The 16,971-nt window shown below is 64.3% G+C and carries 19 protein-coding genes; 7 read left to right on the top strand and 12 right to left on the bottom strand.

The features are described 5' to 3' along the window. The 4 genes from rpiA to gmk form a co-directional block, all read right to left on the bottom strand. On the bottom strand, window positions 1-756 hold the full coding sequence (gene rpiA, locus J7359_RS02870; RefSeq protein ID WP_209055036.1) for a ribose-5-phosphate isomerase RpiA: 756 nt from the start codon (window positions 754-756) through the stop codon (window positions 1-3). A gap of 95 nt (window positions 757-851) precedes the next feature. Further along, on the bottom strand, window positions 852-1,961 hold the full coding sequence (locus J7359_RS02865) for an ATP-binding protein (RefSeq protein WP_209055035.1): 1,110 nt from the start codon (window positions 1,959-1,961) through the stop codon (window positions 852-854). After that, a complete protein-coding gene (locus J7359_RS02860; protein ID WP_209055034.1) occupies window positions 1,958-2,479 on the bottom strand; it encodes a gamma carbonic anhydrase family protein in 522 nt (173 codons plus the stop codon). Before J7359_RS02860 ends, J7359_RS02865 begins: the two co-directional genes overlap by 4 nt. After that, window positions 2,476-3,108 carry a guanylate kinase gene (gmk, locus tag J7359_RS02855; RefSeq protein WP_209055318.1) on the bottom strand — a complete coding sequence of 211 codons (633 nt, stop codon included), beginning with the start codon at window positions 3,106-3,108 and terminating at the stop codon, window positions 2,476-2,478. Before gmk ends, J7359_RS02860 begins: the two co-directional genes overlap by 4 nt. 261 nt (window positions 3,109-3,369) lie before the next feature. Here gmk and J7359_RS02850 point away from each other — a divergent pair, with 261 nt between their 5' ends. After that, a complete protein-coding gene (locus tag J7359_RS02850) occupies window positions 3,370-4,188 on the top strand; it encodes a PAS domain-containing protein (RefSeq protein ID WP_348524325.1) in 819 nt (272 codons plus the stop codon). Here J7359_RS02850 and J7359_RS02845 read toward each other — a convergent pair. The 3 genes from J7359_RS02845 to tgt all read right to left on the bottom strand — a co-directional run bounded on the left by J7359_RS02845 (window position 4,185) and on the right by tgt (window position 7,591). Beyond that, on the bottom strand, window positions 4,185-5,162 hold the full coding sequence (locus tag J7359_RS02845) for a GNAT family N-acetyltransferase (protein WP_209055033.1): 978 nt from the start codon (window positions 5,160-5,162) through the stop codon (window positions 4,185-4,187). The genes J7359_RS02850 and J7359_RS02845 overlap by 4 nt on opposite strands. A gap of 4 nt (window positions 5,163-5,166) precedes the next feature. Continuing rightward, on the bottom strand, window positions 5,167-6,336 hold the full coding sequence (rnd, locus tag J7359_RS02840) for a ribonuclease D (RefSeq protein WP_209055316.1): 1,170 nt from the start codon (window positions 6,334-6,336) through the stop codon (window positions 5,167-5,169). Between the two features lie 124 nt (window positions 6,337-6,460). Then, on the bottom strand, window positions 6,461-7,591 hold the full coding sequence (tgt, locus tag J7359_RS02835; protein ID WP_209055032.1) for a tRNA guanosine(34) transglycosylase Tgt: 1,131 nt from the start codon (window positions 7,589-7,591) through the stop codon (window positions 6,461-6,463). 132 nt (window positions 7,592-7,723) lie between these two features. Between tgt and J7359_RS02830 the strand changes: the two genes are divergently transcribed. From J7359_RS02830 to tpiA, 3 genes are all read left to right on the top strand, one after another. Further along, the gene (locus tag J7359_RS02830) at window positions 7,724-8,080 is read left to right on the top strand and encodes an SUF system Fe-S cluster assembly protein (protein ID WP_209055031.1); all 357 of its coding nucleotides are present in this window, start codon (window positions 7,724-7,726) and stop codon (window positions 8,078-8,080) included. Between the two features lie 150 nt (window positions 8,081-8,230). Beyond that, the gene (locus J7359_RS02825) at window positions 8,231-8,605 is read left to right on the top strand and encodes an iron-sulfur cluster assembly accessory protein (RefSeq protein WP_209055030.1); all 375 of its coding nucleotides are present in this window, start codon (window positions 8,231-8,233) and stop codon (window positions 8,603-8,605) included. Window positions 8,606-8,705: 100 nt separating this feature from the next. After that, the gene (gene tpiA, locus J7359_RS02820; protein WP_209055029.1) at window positions 8,706-9,455 is read left to right on the top strand and encodes a triose-phosphate isomerase; all 750 of its coding nucleotides are present in this window, start codon (window positions 8,706-8,708) and stop codon (window positions 9,453-9,455) included. Between the two features lie 32 nt (window positions 9,456-9,487). On the opposite strand, the gene J7359_RS02815 is transcribed toward tpiA, so the two are convergent. The 4 genes from J7359_RS02815 to J7359_RS02800 form a co-directional block, all read right to left on the bottom strand. Beyond that, window positions 9,488-10,039 carry a 5-formyltetrahydrofolate cyclo-ligase gene (locus J7359_RS02815; protein ID WP_209055028.1) on the bottom strand — a complete coding sequence of 184 codons (552 nt, stop codon included), beginning with the start codon at window positions 10,037-10,039 and terminating at the stop codon, window positions 9,488-9,490. Continuing rightward, window positions 10,036-11,451 (bottom strand): magnesium transporter, encoded by a 1,416-nt coding sequence (mgtE, locus tag J7359_RS02810; protein WP_209055027.1) that lies wholly within the window; start codon window positions 11,449-11,451, stop codon window positions 10,036-10,038. Before mgtE ends, J7359_RS02815 begins: the two co-directional genes overlap by 4 nt. Window positions 11,452-11,508: 57 nt before the next feature. After that, the gene (hisN, locus tag J7359_RS02805; RefSeq protein ID WP_209055026.1) at window positions 11,509-12,294 is read right to left on the bottom strand and encodes a histidinol-phosphatase; all 786 of its coding nucleotides are present in this window, start codon (window positions 12,292-12,294) and stop codon (window positions 11,509-11,511) included. A gap of 172 nt (window positions 12,295-12,466) precedes the next feature. After that, window positions 12,467-12,826, bottom strand: a complete 360-nt coding sequence (locus tag J7359_RS02800) for a helix-turn-helix transcriptional regulator (protein WP_209055025.1) — start codon at window positions 12,824-12,826, stop codon at window positions 12,467-12,469. Window positions 12,827-13,004: 178 nt separating this feature from the next. On the opposite strand from J7359_RS02800, the gene J7359_RS02795 reads away from it, so the two are divergent. Both J7359_RS02795 and J7359_RS02790 read left to right on the top strand, forming a co-directional pair. Next, window positions 13,005-13,973, top strand: coding sequence for an NADPH:quinone oxidoreductase family protein (locus tag J7359_RS02795; protein ID WP_209055024.1), 969 nt, complete (start codon window positions 13,005-13,007; stop codon window positions 13,971-13,973). 106 nt (window positions 13,974-14,079) lie between these two features. Next, window positions 14,080-14,826 carry a Bax inhibitor-1/YccA family protein gene (locus J7359_RS02790; RefSeq protein WP_209055023.1) on the top strand — a complete coding sequence of 249 codons (747 nt, stop codon included), beginning with the start codon at window positions 14,080-14,082 and terminating at the stop codon, window positions 14,824-14,826. Between the two features lie 76 nt (window positions 14,827-14,902). On the opposite strand, the gene ychF is transcribed toward J7359_RS02790, so the two are convergent. Continuing rightward, the gene (gene ychF / locus J7359_RS02785) at window positions 14,903-16,000 is read right to left on the bottom strand and encodes a redox-regulated ATPase YchF (RefSeq protein ID WP_209055022.1); all 1,098 of its coding nucleotides are present in this window, start codon (window positions 15,998-16,000) and stop codon (window positions 14,903-14,905) included. A 123-nt stretch (window positions 16,001-16,123) separates the two neighbouring features. On the opposite strand from ychF, the gene trpA reads away from it, so the two are divergent. Beyond that, window positions 16,124-16,921, top strand: a complete 798-nt coding sequence (gene trpA / locus J7359_RS02780) for a tryptophan synthase subunit alpha (protein ID WP_209055021.1) — start codon at window positions 16,124-16,126, stop codon at window positions 16,919-16,921. Window positions 16,922-16,971: the final 50 nt, after the last annotated feature.

The raw sequence follows: 16,971 nt of genomic DNA, 5'->3' as shown, positions 1-16,971 counted from the left end.
TCAGTCTCCCTCGCCGGCCAGAAGATCGGCGTCAATTCCCTCGTCGCCATCCAGTTCGACGACCGTTCCGTCCGACTTGCCGATGATCGCCAGATCGCACATGCTCAGGAACAGCCCGTGTTCCACGACGCCCGGAATTGCCGATAACGCGCGGGCCAGCCCTACCACGTCGGGGATCGCCGCCAGATGCAGATCCAGGATAACGTTGCCTTCGTCCGTCACCCAGGGATCGCTGCCCTTCAGCCGCTGCATCACGTCATGCCCGCCCAGATCCAGCGTCTGCAACGCCCGCCGGATCAGGGTTCGGGTGGTTTCGAACCCGAATTGCAGCACCTCGACCGGCAGCGGAAAGGCGCCAAGCCGGTCGACGACCTTGCCCGGATCGGCGATCACCACCATCCGGTCGCTTGCGGCCGCGACGATCTTTTCGCGCAGATGCGCGCCACCGCCGCCCTTGATCAGATGCAGGTCGGGATCAACCTCATCCGCGCCGTCGATGGTCAGATCCAGCCAGCCGATCTGGTCCAGCGGCTCGACCTTCAAACCAAGGCTTTCGGCCAGGTCTGCGGTCGCCTGAGACGTCGCGGCGCAGCGCAGCTTCAGCCCCTCGGCCGCGGCACGGGCGGCCAGTTCGCGCACCATCACGCTGGCGGTCGAGCCGGTGCCCAGGCCCAGCTTCATGCCATCCTCGACCAACGCCACGGCGGCGCGCGCAGCCGCAAGCTTGGCGGGATCGGGTTGCGAAGATAGCGACATCGGAATTCCCTTCTTGACGGTTCGCAATGGTTATAGGCGATGGCGTCCGCGAGGGCGAGGGGTTGCCCGCCCGGCCCTTGCCGACCGTTTCCGTTCTAGGCTCGGGTCAGCTTCTCGGGCAGGATGACCGTAAAGCGGCTGCCCCCAGCCTTGCGGCTTTCGATCTTCAGGCGGCCGCGGTGGCGATTGACGATATGCTTGACGATCGCCAACCCAAGACCGGTTCCGCCCTGGGCACGCGAGCGATGCGTATCGACGCGATAGAAGCGTTCGGTCAGTCGCGGCAGATGGCGTTCCTCGATGCCCTCGCCCCGATCGGATATATCCACGGCCAGCGCCGGGCCTCGCATCAGCGGCTCATACTCGATCCGGCGCAGCCGCACGCCCAGATGACCGCCGCTTGCGCCGTATTTCAAGGCATTCTCGATCAGGTTCTGGAATACTTGCACAAGCTGATCGGGGTCGCCCGGCAGCAGACGGCTGCCTTCCAGCCCATCGGTTTCGACCTCGACCCCCGCTGCTTCGGCCGCCTGCGCCATCGTGGCCAGAACCCCGCGCAGCATCATCGGCAGATCGACTTCAGAGGAAGGCCGGCGGCGCTCCTCGGCCTGCACGCGGCTGAGTGACAGCAGATCGGCGACCAGCCGGTTCATGCGGTTGGCCTCACGCTCCATGATGTCCAGGAAACGGTCGCGGGCCTTCGGATCGCCGCGCGCCGGACCGCGCAATGTTTCGATGAAGCCGATCATCGCGGTCAAAGGCGTCTTCAGTTCGTGGCTGACATTCGCGACGAAATCGCGACGCATCTGTTCCGCCTCGTCGGCCACAGACTGGTCGATGATCGCAACCGTTGCACCACGACCCAGCGCGGCGGGCAGCGGGGCAACCGTTATCTCGGCGGCGATGTCGCGGCCATCCGCGATGACCTGGGCACGCAGGCTGACGACGCCTTCAGGCGGGGTCGGCAAGGCTGGATCGGGCGGCGGCGCAGGGTGCCTGTCGGGCTGCAACACCCAGTCCACGGCCTCGACCACGGCGGGATGGCGCAGGACCGTGACGAAGGGGCGATCCAGCAGATCGGGGCCGAACAGCGACGTGGCGGCGGCGTTGGCCGCAATCGTTCGGGCGCGCCCATCGACGGCCAGCATCGGCACCGGAACGCCGCTGAGAAAGGCGTCCGCATTGCGCTGTGTCGCGCGGCTCATTCCACGCGCCGCAGCCCGGCGCGGAACCGCGCGGCATTGGCGCGATACCGTGACGCCGATTGCAACAGGGTCGCGCGCGCTGCGTCGTCCAGCATCCGCACGATCTTGCCGGGCGTGCCCATCACCAAGGCGCCGGGCGGGATCTCTTTGCCCTCGGCGACCAGCGCGCCCGCCCCGATCAGCGCACCCGCGCCGATCACGGCGCCGTTCAGGATCGTCGCTCCCATGCCGATCAGCGCGCCGTCGCCAATGGTGCAGCCATGCAGCATCGCGCGATGCCCGATGGTGCAGTCCGCGCCAATGGTCAGGGGATAACCCATATCCGTGTGGCAGACGCATAGATCCTGCAGGTTGCTGCCACGGCCGAGGCGGATTTCCTCGTTGTCGCCACGCAGCACCGAGCCCCACCAGACCGACGCCTCGTCTTCCAGCACGACGCGCCCGATCAGTTGCGCGTCGGGCGCGGCCCAGGCGCTGTCCGCGATCTGCGGCGCGATGCCATCCAGTTCCCAGATCACGCGCTTTCCTCCTCCATCAGGCGCTTGACGAACCTGCCCAGACCCGCCTGCCGGTCACGCCGCAGCCTTTCGGCGGTCAGGATCGCACGCAGCCGTTCCTCGGTCTCGTCCAGATCTTCATTGACCAGAACGTAATCGTATTCTGCCCAATGGCTGATCTCGGACCGGCTTTTCTGCATGCGGCCCGCGATAACCTGATCGCTGTCCTGCCCGCGCGCGCGCAGGCGTCGCTCCAGCTCTGGCAGGGACGGTGGCAGCACGAAGATCGACACCACATGCCCGCCAAGCGCCGAGGCGCGGATCTGCTGGCCGCCCTGCCAGTCCACATCGAACAAAGTGTCGCGGCCCTGACGCATCGCCGCCTCGACCGGGCCGCGCGGGCTGCCGTAAAGATTGCCGAACACCTCGGCATGTTCCAGCATCTGTCCGTCGGCAACCATGTCGCGAAACATGTCGGGCGTGGTGAAATAATAATGCTGTCCGTCGATCTCGCCGGGACGCGGAGGCCGGGTCGTGGCAGACACGGAAAAGCGCAGATCGCCATCCCAATCCATCAGCCGGCGTGCAAGCGTCGATTTTCCCGCACCCGAAGGCGATGACAGGATGATCAGCAACCCGGTGCGGTCCATCAGCGTATTCCCTTTCGCACGGCTATCGCCGAACGGGATGGACCAGCGATGGGGAAGGGTCAAGTCCCCGGCCAGGGCGCCGGGCGCAGCATGCCGGGCCCGATCGGCAATCGCGCCTATTTCGACCTTCGCGTGGTTGTCTTAACCATTCGTTAGGAAACGACTCGGCAGGGGTGCGGGCTTCGGCGTATCCTGCCCACAGTCATACACCCGTGCGCAAATGGCAACGGGCCGGTATTCAGGTGTAACGAGGTTCCGGACGTGTCCGACGGCAAAGGCAAGGACGAACAGCAAGGCACGGGCGACCTTCCGCCGTCGGCGCAGCTTGTGCGGCTGTCGGACTTTGACCGAACCCAGCCCGCACGCCTTCTGGCCGAGATGCGCGATTACTGGCACGGGCTGCGGCGTGGACGCGCGATACCCGCGCGATCCGATATCGAACCGCGCGGCATTCATCGTGCGCTGGATCATGCCTTCATCCTGGAACGCATCGCGCCCGGGGCGGCGCGTTTCCGGCTTGCCGGGCGGCACCTGATTGACCTGATGGGCATGGAAGTGCGCGGCATGCCGCTGTGCGCGTTCCTTAACCCCGGATCCCGCGGACGGCTGTCGGACGTGCTGGAAAGCGTCTTCAAGGCGCCCCAGATCGCCGAGCTGCGCCTGCACGGCAAGGCGGATTATGCCCGCCCGGAACTGCAGGCGCGGATGTTGCTGCTGCCGCTGAGATCGGATCTGGGCGACGTCACGCGCGCCCTGGGTTGCCTGATCGCCGAGGGTCAGACCGGCGTCGCACCGCGCCGGTTCGATCTGATTTCGGAAGAGATCAGCCCGATCATCGAGGGTGGAAAGGTCCTGGCACCATCACCTTCAGTTGCCGGTTTTGGCGAGGATGGCGCACCGTTCGCCCGTCGCGCAAGGCGGGCCAAGCCTGCACGACCTGATCCCTCCGGCACGGTCAAGGACGATCCCGAACGGGCGCAGGACGGCCTGCCCGAGGCCGATGGGCTGCGGCCTTCGGCACCCCGAACCCCTGAAGAGCGGCGGGCGATGTTCAAGGTGATCCCGGGCAGCGGCAGCTAAAGCCGCGAACGCCAATCCCAGCGATACAGCGCGGCAGGCGCCGCTTCGTCACGACCGCAGGATTTCAGCATCCCGTCCTCGACCCGTTGGAAGCCCAGATTCTTCAGCAACCGCCGCGATGCCATGTTGTCCAGAAACACATCGGCCAGCAGTTGCTGCGGATCGAACCGATCCTGGATTTCGTCCAGGAACGCCCCGACCATTTCCTGTCCAAGCCCCTGCCCGGCTAGCGCCGGATCCAGCCAATAGAAGATCCGCGGCGGATCGCCCGCACTGATCCCGATCGATCCGATAACCCGGTCCCGATGCCGCACGGTCAGACGCATCGGCGGCAGCAATGCCTGATCGTCAAAGATCGTGGTCATCTCATCCAGGCTCATGCCGGGGCGAAACCTCAGCAGCATTCGGGCCACGTCAGGCCGCGTGGTTATGCGGTGCAGGGGTTCAAGATCGGCTGGACGGAAAGCGTCGATGACCAACCTCGCCGTCGTCAGTGAAATACCGTGCCGCGCGGCGAAATCTGCGCGGCTCAGGTGCAGCGTGACCGTCGGCATCATCCGCCCCTCGGGCACCGACCAGCTTTCGCCTTCACCCGTTTGGCGAAATCCCAGCCGCGCCAGAAGCCGCGCGGATCGGTGATTGCCGACCAGATGACGCGCGTCGATGCCGTCGTGACCTGCGGCGAACCACCGCGTCAGTCCCAGAACCGCCGCCCGCAGCGCGATGCCGCGCCCCTGAAAACCCGGTGCAACCCAATAGCCCAGATTTTCGGTCAGCCGGATCACGCCCGCAAGCCTGTCACCCGTCCGGATCGCCAGTTCGTCCGGACCGGTGGAATCGATGAACGCCTCGGCCTCTGGCGGCCCATAGGGCCAGGGCAGCGCGGTCAGCCAGCGTGCCATGTCCCAGTCGTTCAGAACGCCCGCGATCTGGGGCGCGTCCTCGGGTCGCAGCCGGCCAAGCGTGACCCGCATCGTTCTAGTCTGCCGGCACGACGCGCACCGCACCGTCCCGGGCCGACAACGCGATTTCACCCGCCGCAAGGCGCAACGCGTCCTGTCCGAACACTTCCGCGCGCCAGCCGTTCAACGCCGGAAGATCGCGCTGGCCGGTGGCGATGGCATCCAGATCCGCCGACGACGCGATCAGCTTCGGCGCGACGCCTGCGGCATCGGCCTTGGCTTTCAGAAGCACGCGCAGCAGATCGGACAGGGCCGCGTTGCCGGGTTTGCCGGGTTCTTCCTTCTTGGGTTGCGGCAGGTCCTTTGCCTCCAGCCCGGCTTTCACGGACGCGATGATGCCCGCCGCGATATCGCCCCGGCGCGCCTCGCGCAGCAGCAGGCGCGACCGGCCCAGATCCGCCTCGGACGCGGGCTTGGTCGATGCGATCTCGATCATCGCATCGTCCTTGAAGACACGGCTTCGCGGAATGTCGCGTTCCTGCGCATAGGTTTCGCGGAACTGCGCAAGCTCTCGCAGGATCGCAAGGAAGCGCGGAGAATTCGTGCGGGTGCGGACTTTCAACCAGGCATCTTCGGGCCGGTTGATATAGGTCTCGGGGTCTTCAAGGACCGCGATCTCTTCGGCCAGCCAGCTTTCGCGATCGTTCTTCTTCAACTCGGCGGCAAGGAATTCGTAGATCGCCCGCAGATGGGTCACATCCGCCAGCGCATAGGCCTTTTGCGCGTCCGACAGGGGCCGGCGCGACCAGTCGGTAAAGCGCGATGACTTGTCCAGGCTGGCCTTGGCGATCTTGCGGACCAGCGTTTCATAGCCGACCTGCTCACCAAAGCCGCAGACCATCGCGGCGACCTGCGTGTCGAAAAGCGGTTCGGGAAACAGCTTGGCGTCGTGAAAGAAGATCTCCAGGTCCTGGCGCGCGGCGTGAAAGACCTTGACGGTCTGCCGGTGGCGGAACAGGTCGTAAAGTGGTTCCAGCGACAGCCCATCGGACAGCGGATCGACCAGCACCGCCTCTCCGCCCGGCTCTTTCGCCGTCGAAGCGGGCGGGATCGCAAGCTGGATCAGGCACAGCTTGGACCAGTAGGTCCGCTCGCGCAGGAATTCGGTATCGACAGTGACATAGGGCGCGGATTTAGCGGTCTCGCAGAAGCGGGCGAGGTCATCGGTGCGGGTGATGGTGATGATGTCTTGGCTCATTCGGCTCTTTCAGGCTTTGGGCGGGTCGTCCGCCGATCCGCAGAGGCATAAGCGCAAGCGCGGCAGATGGAAAGAGACAGAGCTTGCGAAGCCGGATTCCTGCCCGAAAAGACTAGATCGGTGGAATGTCGCCTTCGGCGCGCGTGGCGTGAAACGCGGCGACGAAGTCATCGAGGCGCTGCCCGGCGATGGCCGCACGCAGTCCCGACATCAGATCCTGATAATAATGCAGGTTGTGCCATGTCAGCAGCATGCCGCTGATCATCTCGCCGGCGCGGAAAACGTGATGCAGATAGGCGCGGGAATAGCTGCGGCAGGCAGGGCAGCCGCAATTCTCGTCCAGCGGGCGCGGATCGTCCTGATGGCGGGCATTCTTGATGTTGATCTGCCCGCGCCGGGTCCAGGCCTGTCCGGTCCGACCGGACCGCGAAGGCAGCACGCAATCCATCATGTCCACGCCGCGCTGCACAGCACCCACGATATCATCCGGCTTGCCGACGCCCATCAGGTAACGCGGCTTATCCGCAGGCAGGAAATCCGGTGCATAATCCAGAACGCCGAACATCGCCTCTTGCCCCTCGCCCACGGCCAGGCCGCCAATGGCATAGCCGTCAAAGCCGATCCCGGTAAGGGCCTCGGCGGATTCCGCGCGCAGGTCGCGGGTGACGCCGCCCTGCATGATGCCGAACAGGGCATGACCGGGTCGGTCGCCGAACGAGTCGCGCGACCGCCGCGCCCACCGCATCGACAGGCGCATGGATCTGGCCACATCATCCTCGGTCGCGGGAAGTGCGGGGCATTCGTCGAACGCCATCACGATATCGCTGCCCAGAAGACGCTGGATCTCCATGCTGCGTTCGGGGGTCAGGTGATGCTTGCTGCCGTCGATATGGCTGGCAAAGGTCACCCCTTCCTCGGTCAGCTTGCGCAGCGGACCCAGGCTCATCACCTGAAAACCGCCCGAATCGGTCAGGATCGGCCGGTCCCAGTTCATGAATTTATGCAGCCCGCCCAGACGGTCGATCCGCTCGGCGCCGGGCCGCAGCATCAGGTGATAGGTGTTGCCCAGAAGAATGTCCGCCCCGGTCTGACGCACGGATTCAGGCAGCATCGCCTTGACCGTCGCGGCGGTGCCCACGGGCATGAAGGCCGGCGTGCGGACCTGGCCGCGCGGCGTGTCGATGACGCCGCTGCGCGCACGCCCGTCCGTGGCCTGCAACGTGAAGGAAAATCGGTCGGACATCGCGGGTGACTGCCTCTGGCGGAAAACCGTGGGTGCTTACCCGCTTTGACGGCGGGGCGCAACGACGGGCACGCTCTGGACCCAAGGCGGGTGTTGCCCTATATAAACGGTTGGAATTGTCAGGATGACGCGATGACCCAACCGATGATGGAAGGCGCCCCTCTGATCGCGCCTTCAAGCACCGATCACCCGCTTTACGAACAGATCGTCGAAGCGTGCAAGACCGTGTACGACCCCGAGATCCCGGTCAATATCTACGACCTGGGCCTGATCTACACGGTCGAGATCAATGACGCGAACGAGGTGCGGGTGATCATGACGCTGACCGCGCCCGGCTGCCCCGTCGCAGGCGAGATGCCGGGCTGGGTCGCGGATGCGATCGAACCGCTTGCCGGTGTGAAGCAGGTCGATGTCGAGATGACCTTTCAGCCGCAATGGGGCATGGACATGATGTCCGACGAGGCCAGGCTGGAACTGGGCTTCATGTAGGACGACGAAGCAGGTCGCAGGCCCGCGCCGCAAGGCCCGGTGCAGGCTCTGTCAGATGTTTGCGCGAAGACGATGCCCGCCGACGGGGGGGGTTGAGACGTCCCGCCGCGGCACCTATCTTGGTGTCAGGACAAAGAGAAGGTTCCTGCGATGTTTGCCATGCCCGGCACCTCACCCGTGACCATTACACCCGCAGCCGAGCGCCAGATCGCGCGGCTGATGTCAGGCAAGAACGCCTTCGGCCTGCGCATCGGGCTGAAAAAGGGCGGTTGCGCCGGCATGGAATACACCATGGAACTGGCCAAGGCGCCGGACGCGAACGAGGAAGTCGTCGAACAGGGCGCCGCCCGGGTCATGATTGCGCCAATGGCGCAGATGTTCCTGTTCGGAACCGAGATCGATTATCAGACCGATCTTCTGGAATCCGGGTTCAGGTTCCGCAATCCCAACGTCACCGATGCCTGTGGCTGCGGCGAATCCGTTCGGTTCGAACCGCTTGAGGGAAGTCGCGCCCAAGAGCTTTAGGGCGGCGGCATGCCTGATTACTGCCATGGTTGCGACGCTATCATGATTGCGCCCCAAGTCTTCCCCGCATAAGCCAGAGAGGCAGAAAACGGAGGAAACCATGTCACCACGGCGGCTTGCGGCGGGAAACTGGAAGATGAACGGCGATCTGGCGGCCTTGTCCCAGATTGATGCCTTGTGCGACGCGTTCCCGGATCCCGGCTGCGATATCCTGATTTGCCCGCCTGCCCTGTTGATCCATCCGATGAAGGGACGCATTGGCGCGCACCCGGTCGCCTTGGGCGGTCAGGATTGCCACGCCCGATCCTCCGGGGCGCATACCGGCGACATTTCGGCCGTGCAGTTGAAGGATGTCGGTGCGGATTACGTCATCGTCGGCCATTCCGAACGCCGCGCCGATCATGGTGAAACCGATGATGACATTGCCGCCAAGGCGGCAGCCGCGCACGAGGCCGACCTGATCGCGATCATCTGCGTGGGCGAGACCGAGGCGCAGCGCGATGCCGACCAGACCTTGGAGGTTATCGAGACCCAGCTTGCAGGCTCGGTCCCTCCGGGCGCCACTGCCCAGAACACCGTCATCGCCTACGAGCCGATCTGGGCGATCGGCACCGGACGCACCCCGACGAACGATCAGATCGCCGAGGTCCACGGTCGCATGCGCGCCGTTCTTGCCCGAACGATCCGCGACGCCGCCGATCTGCGCCTGCTGTATGGTGGCAGCGTCAAGCCGTCGAACGCCGCCGAGATCTTTGCGATCACCGATGTGGATGGCGCGCTGGTGGGCGGTGCAAGCCTGAAAGCCGATGATTTCGGCGCAATCATCCAGGCCCTGAGCGACGCCGAATGACGGGGACGCAAGGCCGGACCTGAACCGATCTCTCAGCCGCCCGCCGGCAGGATGACGTCATGATCCGTCACGATCATGTCCAGCCGCTGGTCGAAAGCCTCGACCGGGATCGATTGCAGTTCCTGCGACGCAAATGCCAGACCGATCGCCACGCAGGCTCCGTCGCGGCGCAAAACCTCAAGCGTTCGGTCGTAATAGCCGCCGCCATAGCCGATCCGGTTTCCGGTGCGATCGAACGCGGCCAGCGGAACGATCAAAACCCGGGGCGACAATTCAGGCGCAGATGCTGGCGGGTGCGACGTGCCGAACGGACCGGGCTCAAGGGCCTTGCCGTCCCATGCCCGAAAGATCAGCGGGACGGCCTTGCCGGTGACGACCGGCAGGCACAATGGCCCGGAATGCGCCGCCATGGCCGGCAGGGGATCGGCCTCGCCGCGCATCGGCCAGTATCCCGACAGGATCTTTCCGGCATGAGGGCGCAGAACGCCCGCCAGATTGCGGGTGATCCCGTCCTGATCTCCGCCAGATTGCAAACGTGCCGCAAGCGCGCGGGCGCGCAGCTGTACCTTTTCCGCCGCGCTCACAGCAGGACCGCCGACGCCAGCCCGAGAAACGCGAAGAAGCCCACGACATCGGTCACGGTGGTGACAAACGTGCCCGAAGCCAGTGCGGGATCCGCACCCGCCTTTTCAAGGGCCAGCGGGATCAGGATGCCTGCCAGCGCCGCAACGGCAAGGTTGACGATCATCGCGATGCCGATCACCGCGGCCAGCGACACGCCCTCGAACCAGATATAGGCGACGATCCCCATCACCACGGCAAAGGCCAGCCCGTTCAGGACGCCGACGATCGCCTCTCGTCGGACGACCCGCCAGACATTGCCGCCGGTCAGGCTTTTCGTCGCCAAGGCCCGTACCGCCACGGTCAGCGTCTGGGTGCCCGCATTGCCGCCCATCGAGGCGACGATCGGCATCAGCACGGCCAGTGCCACGACCTTCTGAATGGTGGCCTCGAAGACCGCGATCACCAGCGACGCCAGCACCGCCGTCAGAAGATTCACCATCAGCCAGGGCAGTCGCTGTCGCAGCGTCTCGGTCACGCTGTCGGTGATCGCCGATTCCTCGCCGACACCGGCAAGTCGCAGGATGTCTTCTTCGTGTTCCTCGTCCATCACGGCCATCGCGTCGTCCATCGTGATGACGCCCACCAACCGGTCGTCAGCATCCACCACGGGTGCCGAGATCAGATGGTACTGGTTGAACGCGTACGCCACGTCGCCTTCCTCGGCATAGGCGCTGATCGGGCGAAAGCTGTCTTCGGTGATCTCGCTCAGCGCGGTCGCACGGGGCGAGGACAGCAACCGTCCCAGCGCGACATATCCGATCGGGTGACGGCGCGGATCGACCAGAATGATGTGATAGAACTGTTCGGGCAGCCATTCCTCGGCGCGCAGGAAGTCGATGGCTTCGCCCACCGTCCAGTGTTCGGGCGCGGTCACGACCTCGGATTGCATCAGGCGACCGGCCGAGTATTCGGGATAGGCCAGCGATTGCTGGACCGCAGCGCGATCGGAATCGTCCAGCGCCGCAAGAATGCCGGCACGTTCCGCCTCGTCCATGTCCTCGATCAGGTCGACGACATCGTCGCTGTCCATCTCGCGGACAGCTTCCGCAAGCACCTCGGGCGGCAGGAATTCCAGGACCTCTTCGCGAATGCCTTCGTCGATCTCGGACAGGATCTCGCCGTCGATCTCGCCCGAATACAATTGCAGGAAATTGCGCCGGTCGGCACCGTGCAGCCGTTCGATGATGTCGGCGATATCTGCCGCATGCATCGGTTCCAGCAGGGCATTCAGCCTGTCGCGATCCTCGGCCTCGATAGCCTCGTCAATCTGGTCCAGAAGCTCGCGTCGCGGCAGAAATTCGTCCTCATCCGGATCTGCGACCGGATTTTCGGTAGCCTGATCCTGCTGATCCGGACGTTCCTCTTCTGCCATGCGCGCCTCCTGTCGGTTTTCGTTTTTCTTTCTCGCGGGTCGGAAACGATACCGCGGTCAGCTGCGCAACATCTCCAGCGCCTGCGCATGCAGGTCGCGCGAGGCAGCGGCGATCACCTGCCCGCCCTTTGCGGCGGATCCGCCCTGCCAGTCGGTCACGATGCCGCCTGCCGCCTCGACCACCGCCAAGGGCCCTGCAATGTCGTATTGCTGCAACCCGGCCTCGATCACCAGATCGACCTGGCCAAGCGCCAGCATCGCATAGGCATAGCAATCCAGACCATAACGGGTCAGCCGCACGCGGTCCGCAATGCGACGGAACGCCTGCGACTCGGCGGGTGAGCCGATTTCAGGAAAGGTGGTCATCAGCGTGGCACCGCTCAGTGTGACGCCCTGCCGCGTGACCAGCGTCCGTTCGCCATCCGGTCCGACCAGCCGAGCGCGACCAAGGCCACCTTCGAAACGCTCGCGCAGGTAGGGCTGATCGATCAGGCCGTAGCGGATTCCGCACGCGTCGCCCAACCCGATCAGCACGCCCCAGCTTGGCGCGCCACACAGGAAGGCGCGCGTGCCGTCGATCGGGTCGAGGATCCAGGTCAGTCCGCTGTCGCCTTCGGTCCGACCGAATTCCTCGCCGAAGATCCCGTCCTGCGGTCGACGTCGCGACAACACGTCACGCATCGCGGCTTCGGCGGCCCGATCAGCTTGCGTGACGGGATCAAAATCCTCTGGCCGCTTGTTGTCCGTGATGATGCTGGACGACCGGAACAGCGGCAGGATGGCCTTGCGTGCCGCGTCGGCCATTTCGTGCGCGGTGTCGATGATCTGCTGTGCGTCTTGCATCGCTGTCCCCCGCCGCCCGTGGTGTTCCGTCAGCGACAGGTCTAGCGGCAAGTGACCGCGCCTGCCAGTGGCCGAAGGCACAGAAAACCACTCTGTTCAGGGAAAGCTGACGCCAATGCGTCAAAGACGATCCTGCCGAACCGCTGTCGTGCTCGGCCGGATCAACGTTTGTTCAGGCGGCGTCCGAAAGAACCCGCGCCAGTTCGAAGATCTGGCGGCGCTGTGCCGCGGGCATCGCGTAATAGGCGCGAACCAACTGCAGCGCTTCCTTGTCGGCCAGGATGTCGCCCTCGACCGCGGCCGCAATCTCGCCTTCGTGCAAACCTTCGAAAAAGAAGCTGACCGGAACATCCACCGCCCGCGCGATATCCCAAAGGCGGGACGCGGAAACACGGTTCATTCCGGTTTCGTATTTCTGAATCTGCTGAAATTTGATACCGACCTTGTCGGCCAGTTGCTGTTGCGTCATTCCGATCATCCAGCGACGATGACGGATACGCTTACCAACATGAACATCTACACCGTGTTTCATCGTTAACCCCATTCAATCTAAAGAGGCAGTAGCCCAACCCGCCGCAATTATCGAGTGTCAACATGGTTAACCGGACCGTTTCTGACCAAAAAGACAGGTGTCGTATTGCGCGTCGTGCAGCTTTGGGATGAACAGGCCAAGCAGGTGAACTCATTGTCTTATTTTTCCGGAGATCGTGATGACTGAGCAGATACGAATCGCCCGCGTCGAGGCGCTGGGTCAGGACCCTGTCGTCCTGCGCCATTCCGCACCGCGGTCTGCAGATGGAAAGGTTCTTGTGCGCATGCGGGCTGGCGCGCTGAACTTTGCCGATTTGCTGAAGGCAAAAGGACAGTATCAGGAACCACAGGACGCCCCCTTCGTCGCCGGGCTGGAAGGCGCGGGCGAGGTGATCGAGGCACCCTCATCCAGCGGGCTGTTCGCCGGGGACCGCGTGGCGGTGTCGTTTCCCGGAACACTGGCCGAGGTGATCGCCGTACCTCCCGTCGCCTGCCATGTCATTCCGGACAAAATGAGTTTCGAACAGGCAGCGGGCTTTCTGGTCGCCTACGGCACCAGCCACCTGGCGTTGACGATGCGCGCCGGGCTGCGCGAAGGCGAGACGCTGGCCGTGCTTGGGGCGGCGGGCGGCGTCGGTCTGACGGCGGTCGAAATCGGACACGCGCTTGGCGCCCGCGTCATCGGGATCGCCCGCGGCCCCGAACGCCTGGAAACCGTGCGTGCCGCCGGTGCCGCCGATGTGATCGACAGCACGAACTGCCCGGATCTGAAGTCGGCGCTGAGGGACATGGGAGGCGTCGATGTCGTCTATGACCCGGTCGGCGACACGGCAGGATTGCAGGCGTTCGGCGCCCTGCGGCGCGGCGGCAGGTTCCTGGTGATCGGATTTGCCGGGGGCAAGCCATCCGCCCTGCCCCTGAACCACGCACTGGTCAAGAACATCGCGATTCACGGATTTTATTGGGGTGGCTATCGTCAGTTGGATCCGCAAGCCATCAGGACAAGCGTGGACGACCTGCTGCGGATGTTCGAAAACGGCCGTCTGGCGCCTGTCGCCGGTCAGGTTCTGCCGCTGGAGCGGCTGTCCGAAGCCTTTCAGCTACTGCGCAGCCGGAAATCGGTTGGAAAGATCGTGATAACCATGTGAAATGCGCGGTCCGGGCATCGTTTCGGCATTGAAACGGGGCGTCAGCCTGCCAATATGGTTCGCATATGCAGGGGCATTGCCCGCAACGCCTGAGAGGGAGACATTGATGGCAGATTACAACACATACCGAACCGCGCAGGGCGTTGGCAGCCGCAGCGCGGCCGTTGACGAAGGCCTGCGGGCCTACATGAACAAGGTTTATGGGCTGATGGCGGTCGGCATGGGTGTGACCGCCGTCGCAGCCTACGGCATCAGCACGGCTGCCGTCGATGCAAGCGGGCAGCTGACCCAGCTTGGCATGGCGATCTATGCCTCGCCGCTGAAATGGGTGATCATGTTCGCCCCGCTGCTGATGGTGTTCGCCTTCGGCGCGGCGATGAACCGCCTGTCGGTGCAGGGCGCGACGTTCATGTTCTACGCCTTCGCGGCACTGATGGGCCTGTCGATCAGCTCGATCTTCCTGGTCTATACGCCGTTCTCGATCGTGCAGACCTTCCTTGTGACGGCGATCGCCTTCGCGGGCCTGTCGCTGTGGGGCTATACCACCAAGAAGGACATCTCGGGCTGGGGCAGCTTCCTGATCATGGGGGTGATCGGCCTGATCGTCGCCTCGATCGTGAACATCTTCCTGCAAAGCTCGGCGATGCAGTTCGCGATCTCGATCCTGGGCGTGCTGATCTTTGCTGGCCTGACCGCCTATGATACGCAGAACATCAAGAACACCTATCTGCAGATGGCCGGTTCGGACAAGGACTTCATCGGCAAGACCGCGATCATGGGCGCGCTGCGCCTGTATCTGGACTTCTTGAACCTGTTCATGTTCCTTCTGCAGTTCATGGGCAACCGCGAGTGATCGTCTGATCCCGTGACAGGATGCGAAAGGCCGGGCGATTGCCCGGCCTTTTCAGTTCGCGCCTCGCCGCTGCGATTCAGGCGTTGAACAGGAAGTGCAGGACGTCGCCGTCCTTGACCTCGTAGGACTTGCCCTCGACTCGCAGCTTGCCGGCCTCGCGCGCGCCCGCCTCGCCATTGCCGGAGATGTAATCGTCATAGGCCACGGTTTCCGCGCGGATGAAGCCCTTTTCGAAATCGCCGTGAATCACGCCCGCAGCCTGGGGAGCCAACGTGCCCTTGGTGATCGTCCAGGCGCGGGCCTCTTTCGGGCCGACGGTGAAATAGGTCTGCAGACCCAGCAGATCGTAGCCCGCGCGGATCAGCCGATCCAGCCCGGCTTCGTCCAGCCCCATCTCGGCCAGAAACATCTGGGCCTCTTCGGCCTCAAGCTGGCTGATCTCTTCCTCGATCCTTGCCGAGATCACGACATGGCCCGCGCCCTGCGCCTTGGCCATCTCTGCAACCTTATCGGACAGGGCATTGCCCTTGGCGGCGTCGTCCTCGGCCACATTGCAGACATACAGCACCGGCTTGGACGTCAGCAGCTGCAACATGTTCCACGTCTTGCGCTCATCCTCGGCGATGTCCACCGTGCGGGCGGGTTGACCGTTTTCCAGCGCGGCAAGGGCGCGCTTCAGCAGGTCCTGTTGTTCAGCGGCCTCTTTGTCGCCGCCCTTCAGCTTGCGCGCCAGATTGGCCAGACGACGCTCGACCGACTCCATGTCGGCGATCATCAGCTCGGTTTCGATCACCTCGGCATCAGCGATGGGATCGACGCGCCCCTCGACATGGGTGACGTCGCCATCCTCGAAGCAGCGCAACACATGGGCGATGGCATCGACTTCGCGGATATTGGCCAGGAACTGGTTGCCCAGCCCTTCGCCCTTGCTGGCGCCCTTCACCAGACCCGCGATATCGACAAAGGTGATCCGCGTCGGGATGATCTGCTTGCTGCCCGCGATCCCGGCCAGCCTGTCAAGGCGCGGGTCGGGCACGGCCACCTCGCCCACATTCGGCTCGATCGTGCAGAAGGGGAAATTGGCGGCCTGTGCGGCAGCGGTTCTGGTCAGCGCATTGAACAGCGTGGACTTGCCCACATTCGGCAGCCCGACAATTCCCATCCGAAAGCCCATGATCGCACCCTTTCCTGAATTTCGCCGCTACTTAGGCCCCATGCGGCGCCAAGTCCAGCCTGCGCGGATTGCGCATGGCGGGCATCAAGGCTAGTGCTGAGACAACGGAAGACGGGGACGGACATGACCAGAATCGACAAGCGTTTCGCGGCGTTGCAGGCCGAGGGAAAGAAAGCCTTCGTGGCCTACATGATGGCATCTGATCCCGACGACGCAACCGCGCTTGAGATCATGTCCGGACTGCCAGCCGCAGGCGTCGATATCATCGAACTGGGGATGCCGTTCACCGATCCGATGGCTGACGGTCCGACCATTCAGGCGGCCGGTCAGCGTGCCCTGACGCAGGGCGGCAGCGTGTCCCGCACGCTGGACATGCTGCGCGCGTTCCGCAAGCACGACGACGAGACGCCTGTCGTGTTGATGGGATATTACAATCCCATCTATGCGCGCGACGGCGGTGTCGATCAGTTCCTGAAAGACGCTGCCGAGGCCGGCGTGGACGGGTTGATCGTGGTCGATCTGCCGCCCGAGGAAGACGCCGAACTGTGCATTCCTGCAGGCCGCGCCGGGTTGAACTTCATCCGTCTGGCGACGCCCACCACCGACGACCGGCGTCTGCCCGCCGTGGTCAAGAACACCAGCGGCTTTGTCTATTACGTCAGCGTCACCGGCATCACCGGCGGCCCCGCCGCAGATGCAGCCGAGGTCGCCCCCGAGGTCGCGCGCATCCAGAAGGCCGCGAACCTGCCGGTGGTGGTCGGGTTCGGCATCTCGACCCCGGAAGCCGCCGAACAGGTCGCCTCGGTCGCCGATGGCTGCGTCGTCGGCAGCGCCATCGTCAAGCTGATCGGCGAACGTCGTCCGGTCCCCGAGATCCTGGATTTCGTCCGTGATCTGGCTGCCGGGGCGCATCGCGGATAGCCACAAGGCGCACTTTGGTTCAGATGGATCGTCGAGTTGTCGGGTCGTCC

Source organism: Paracoccus sp. R12_2 (genome assembly GCF_017744015.1).
Classification (GTDB): Bacteria; Pseudomonadota; Alphaproteobacteria; order Rhodobacterales; family Rhodobacteraceae; genus Paracoccus.
Note: the sequence above shows the minus strand (reverse complement) of the source record. Positions and strands in the feature narration are given on the sequence as shown.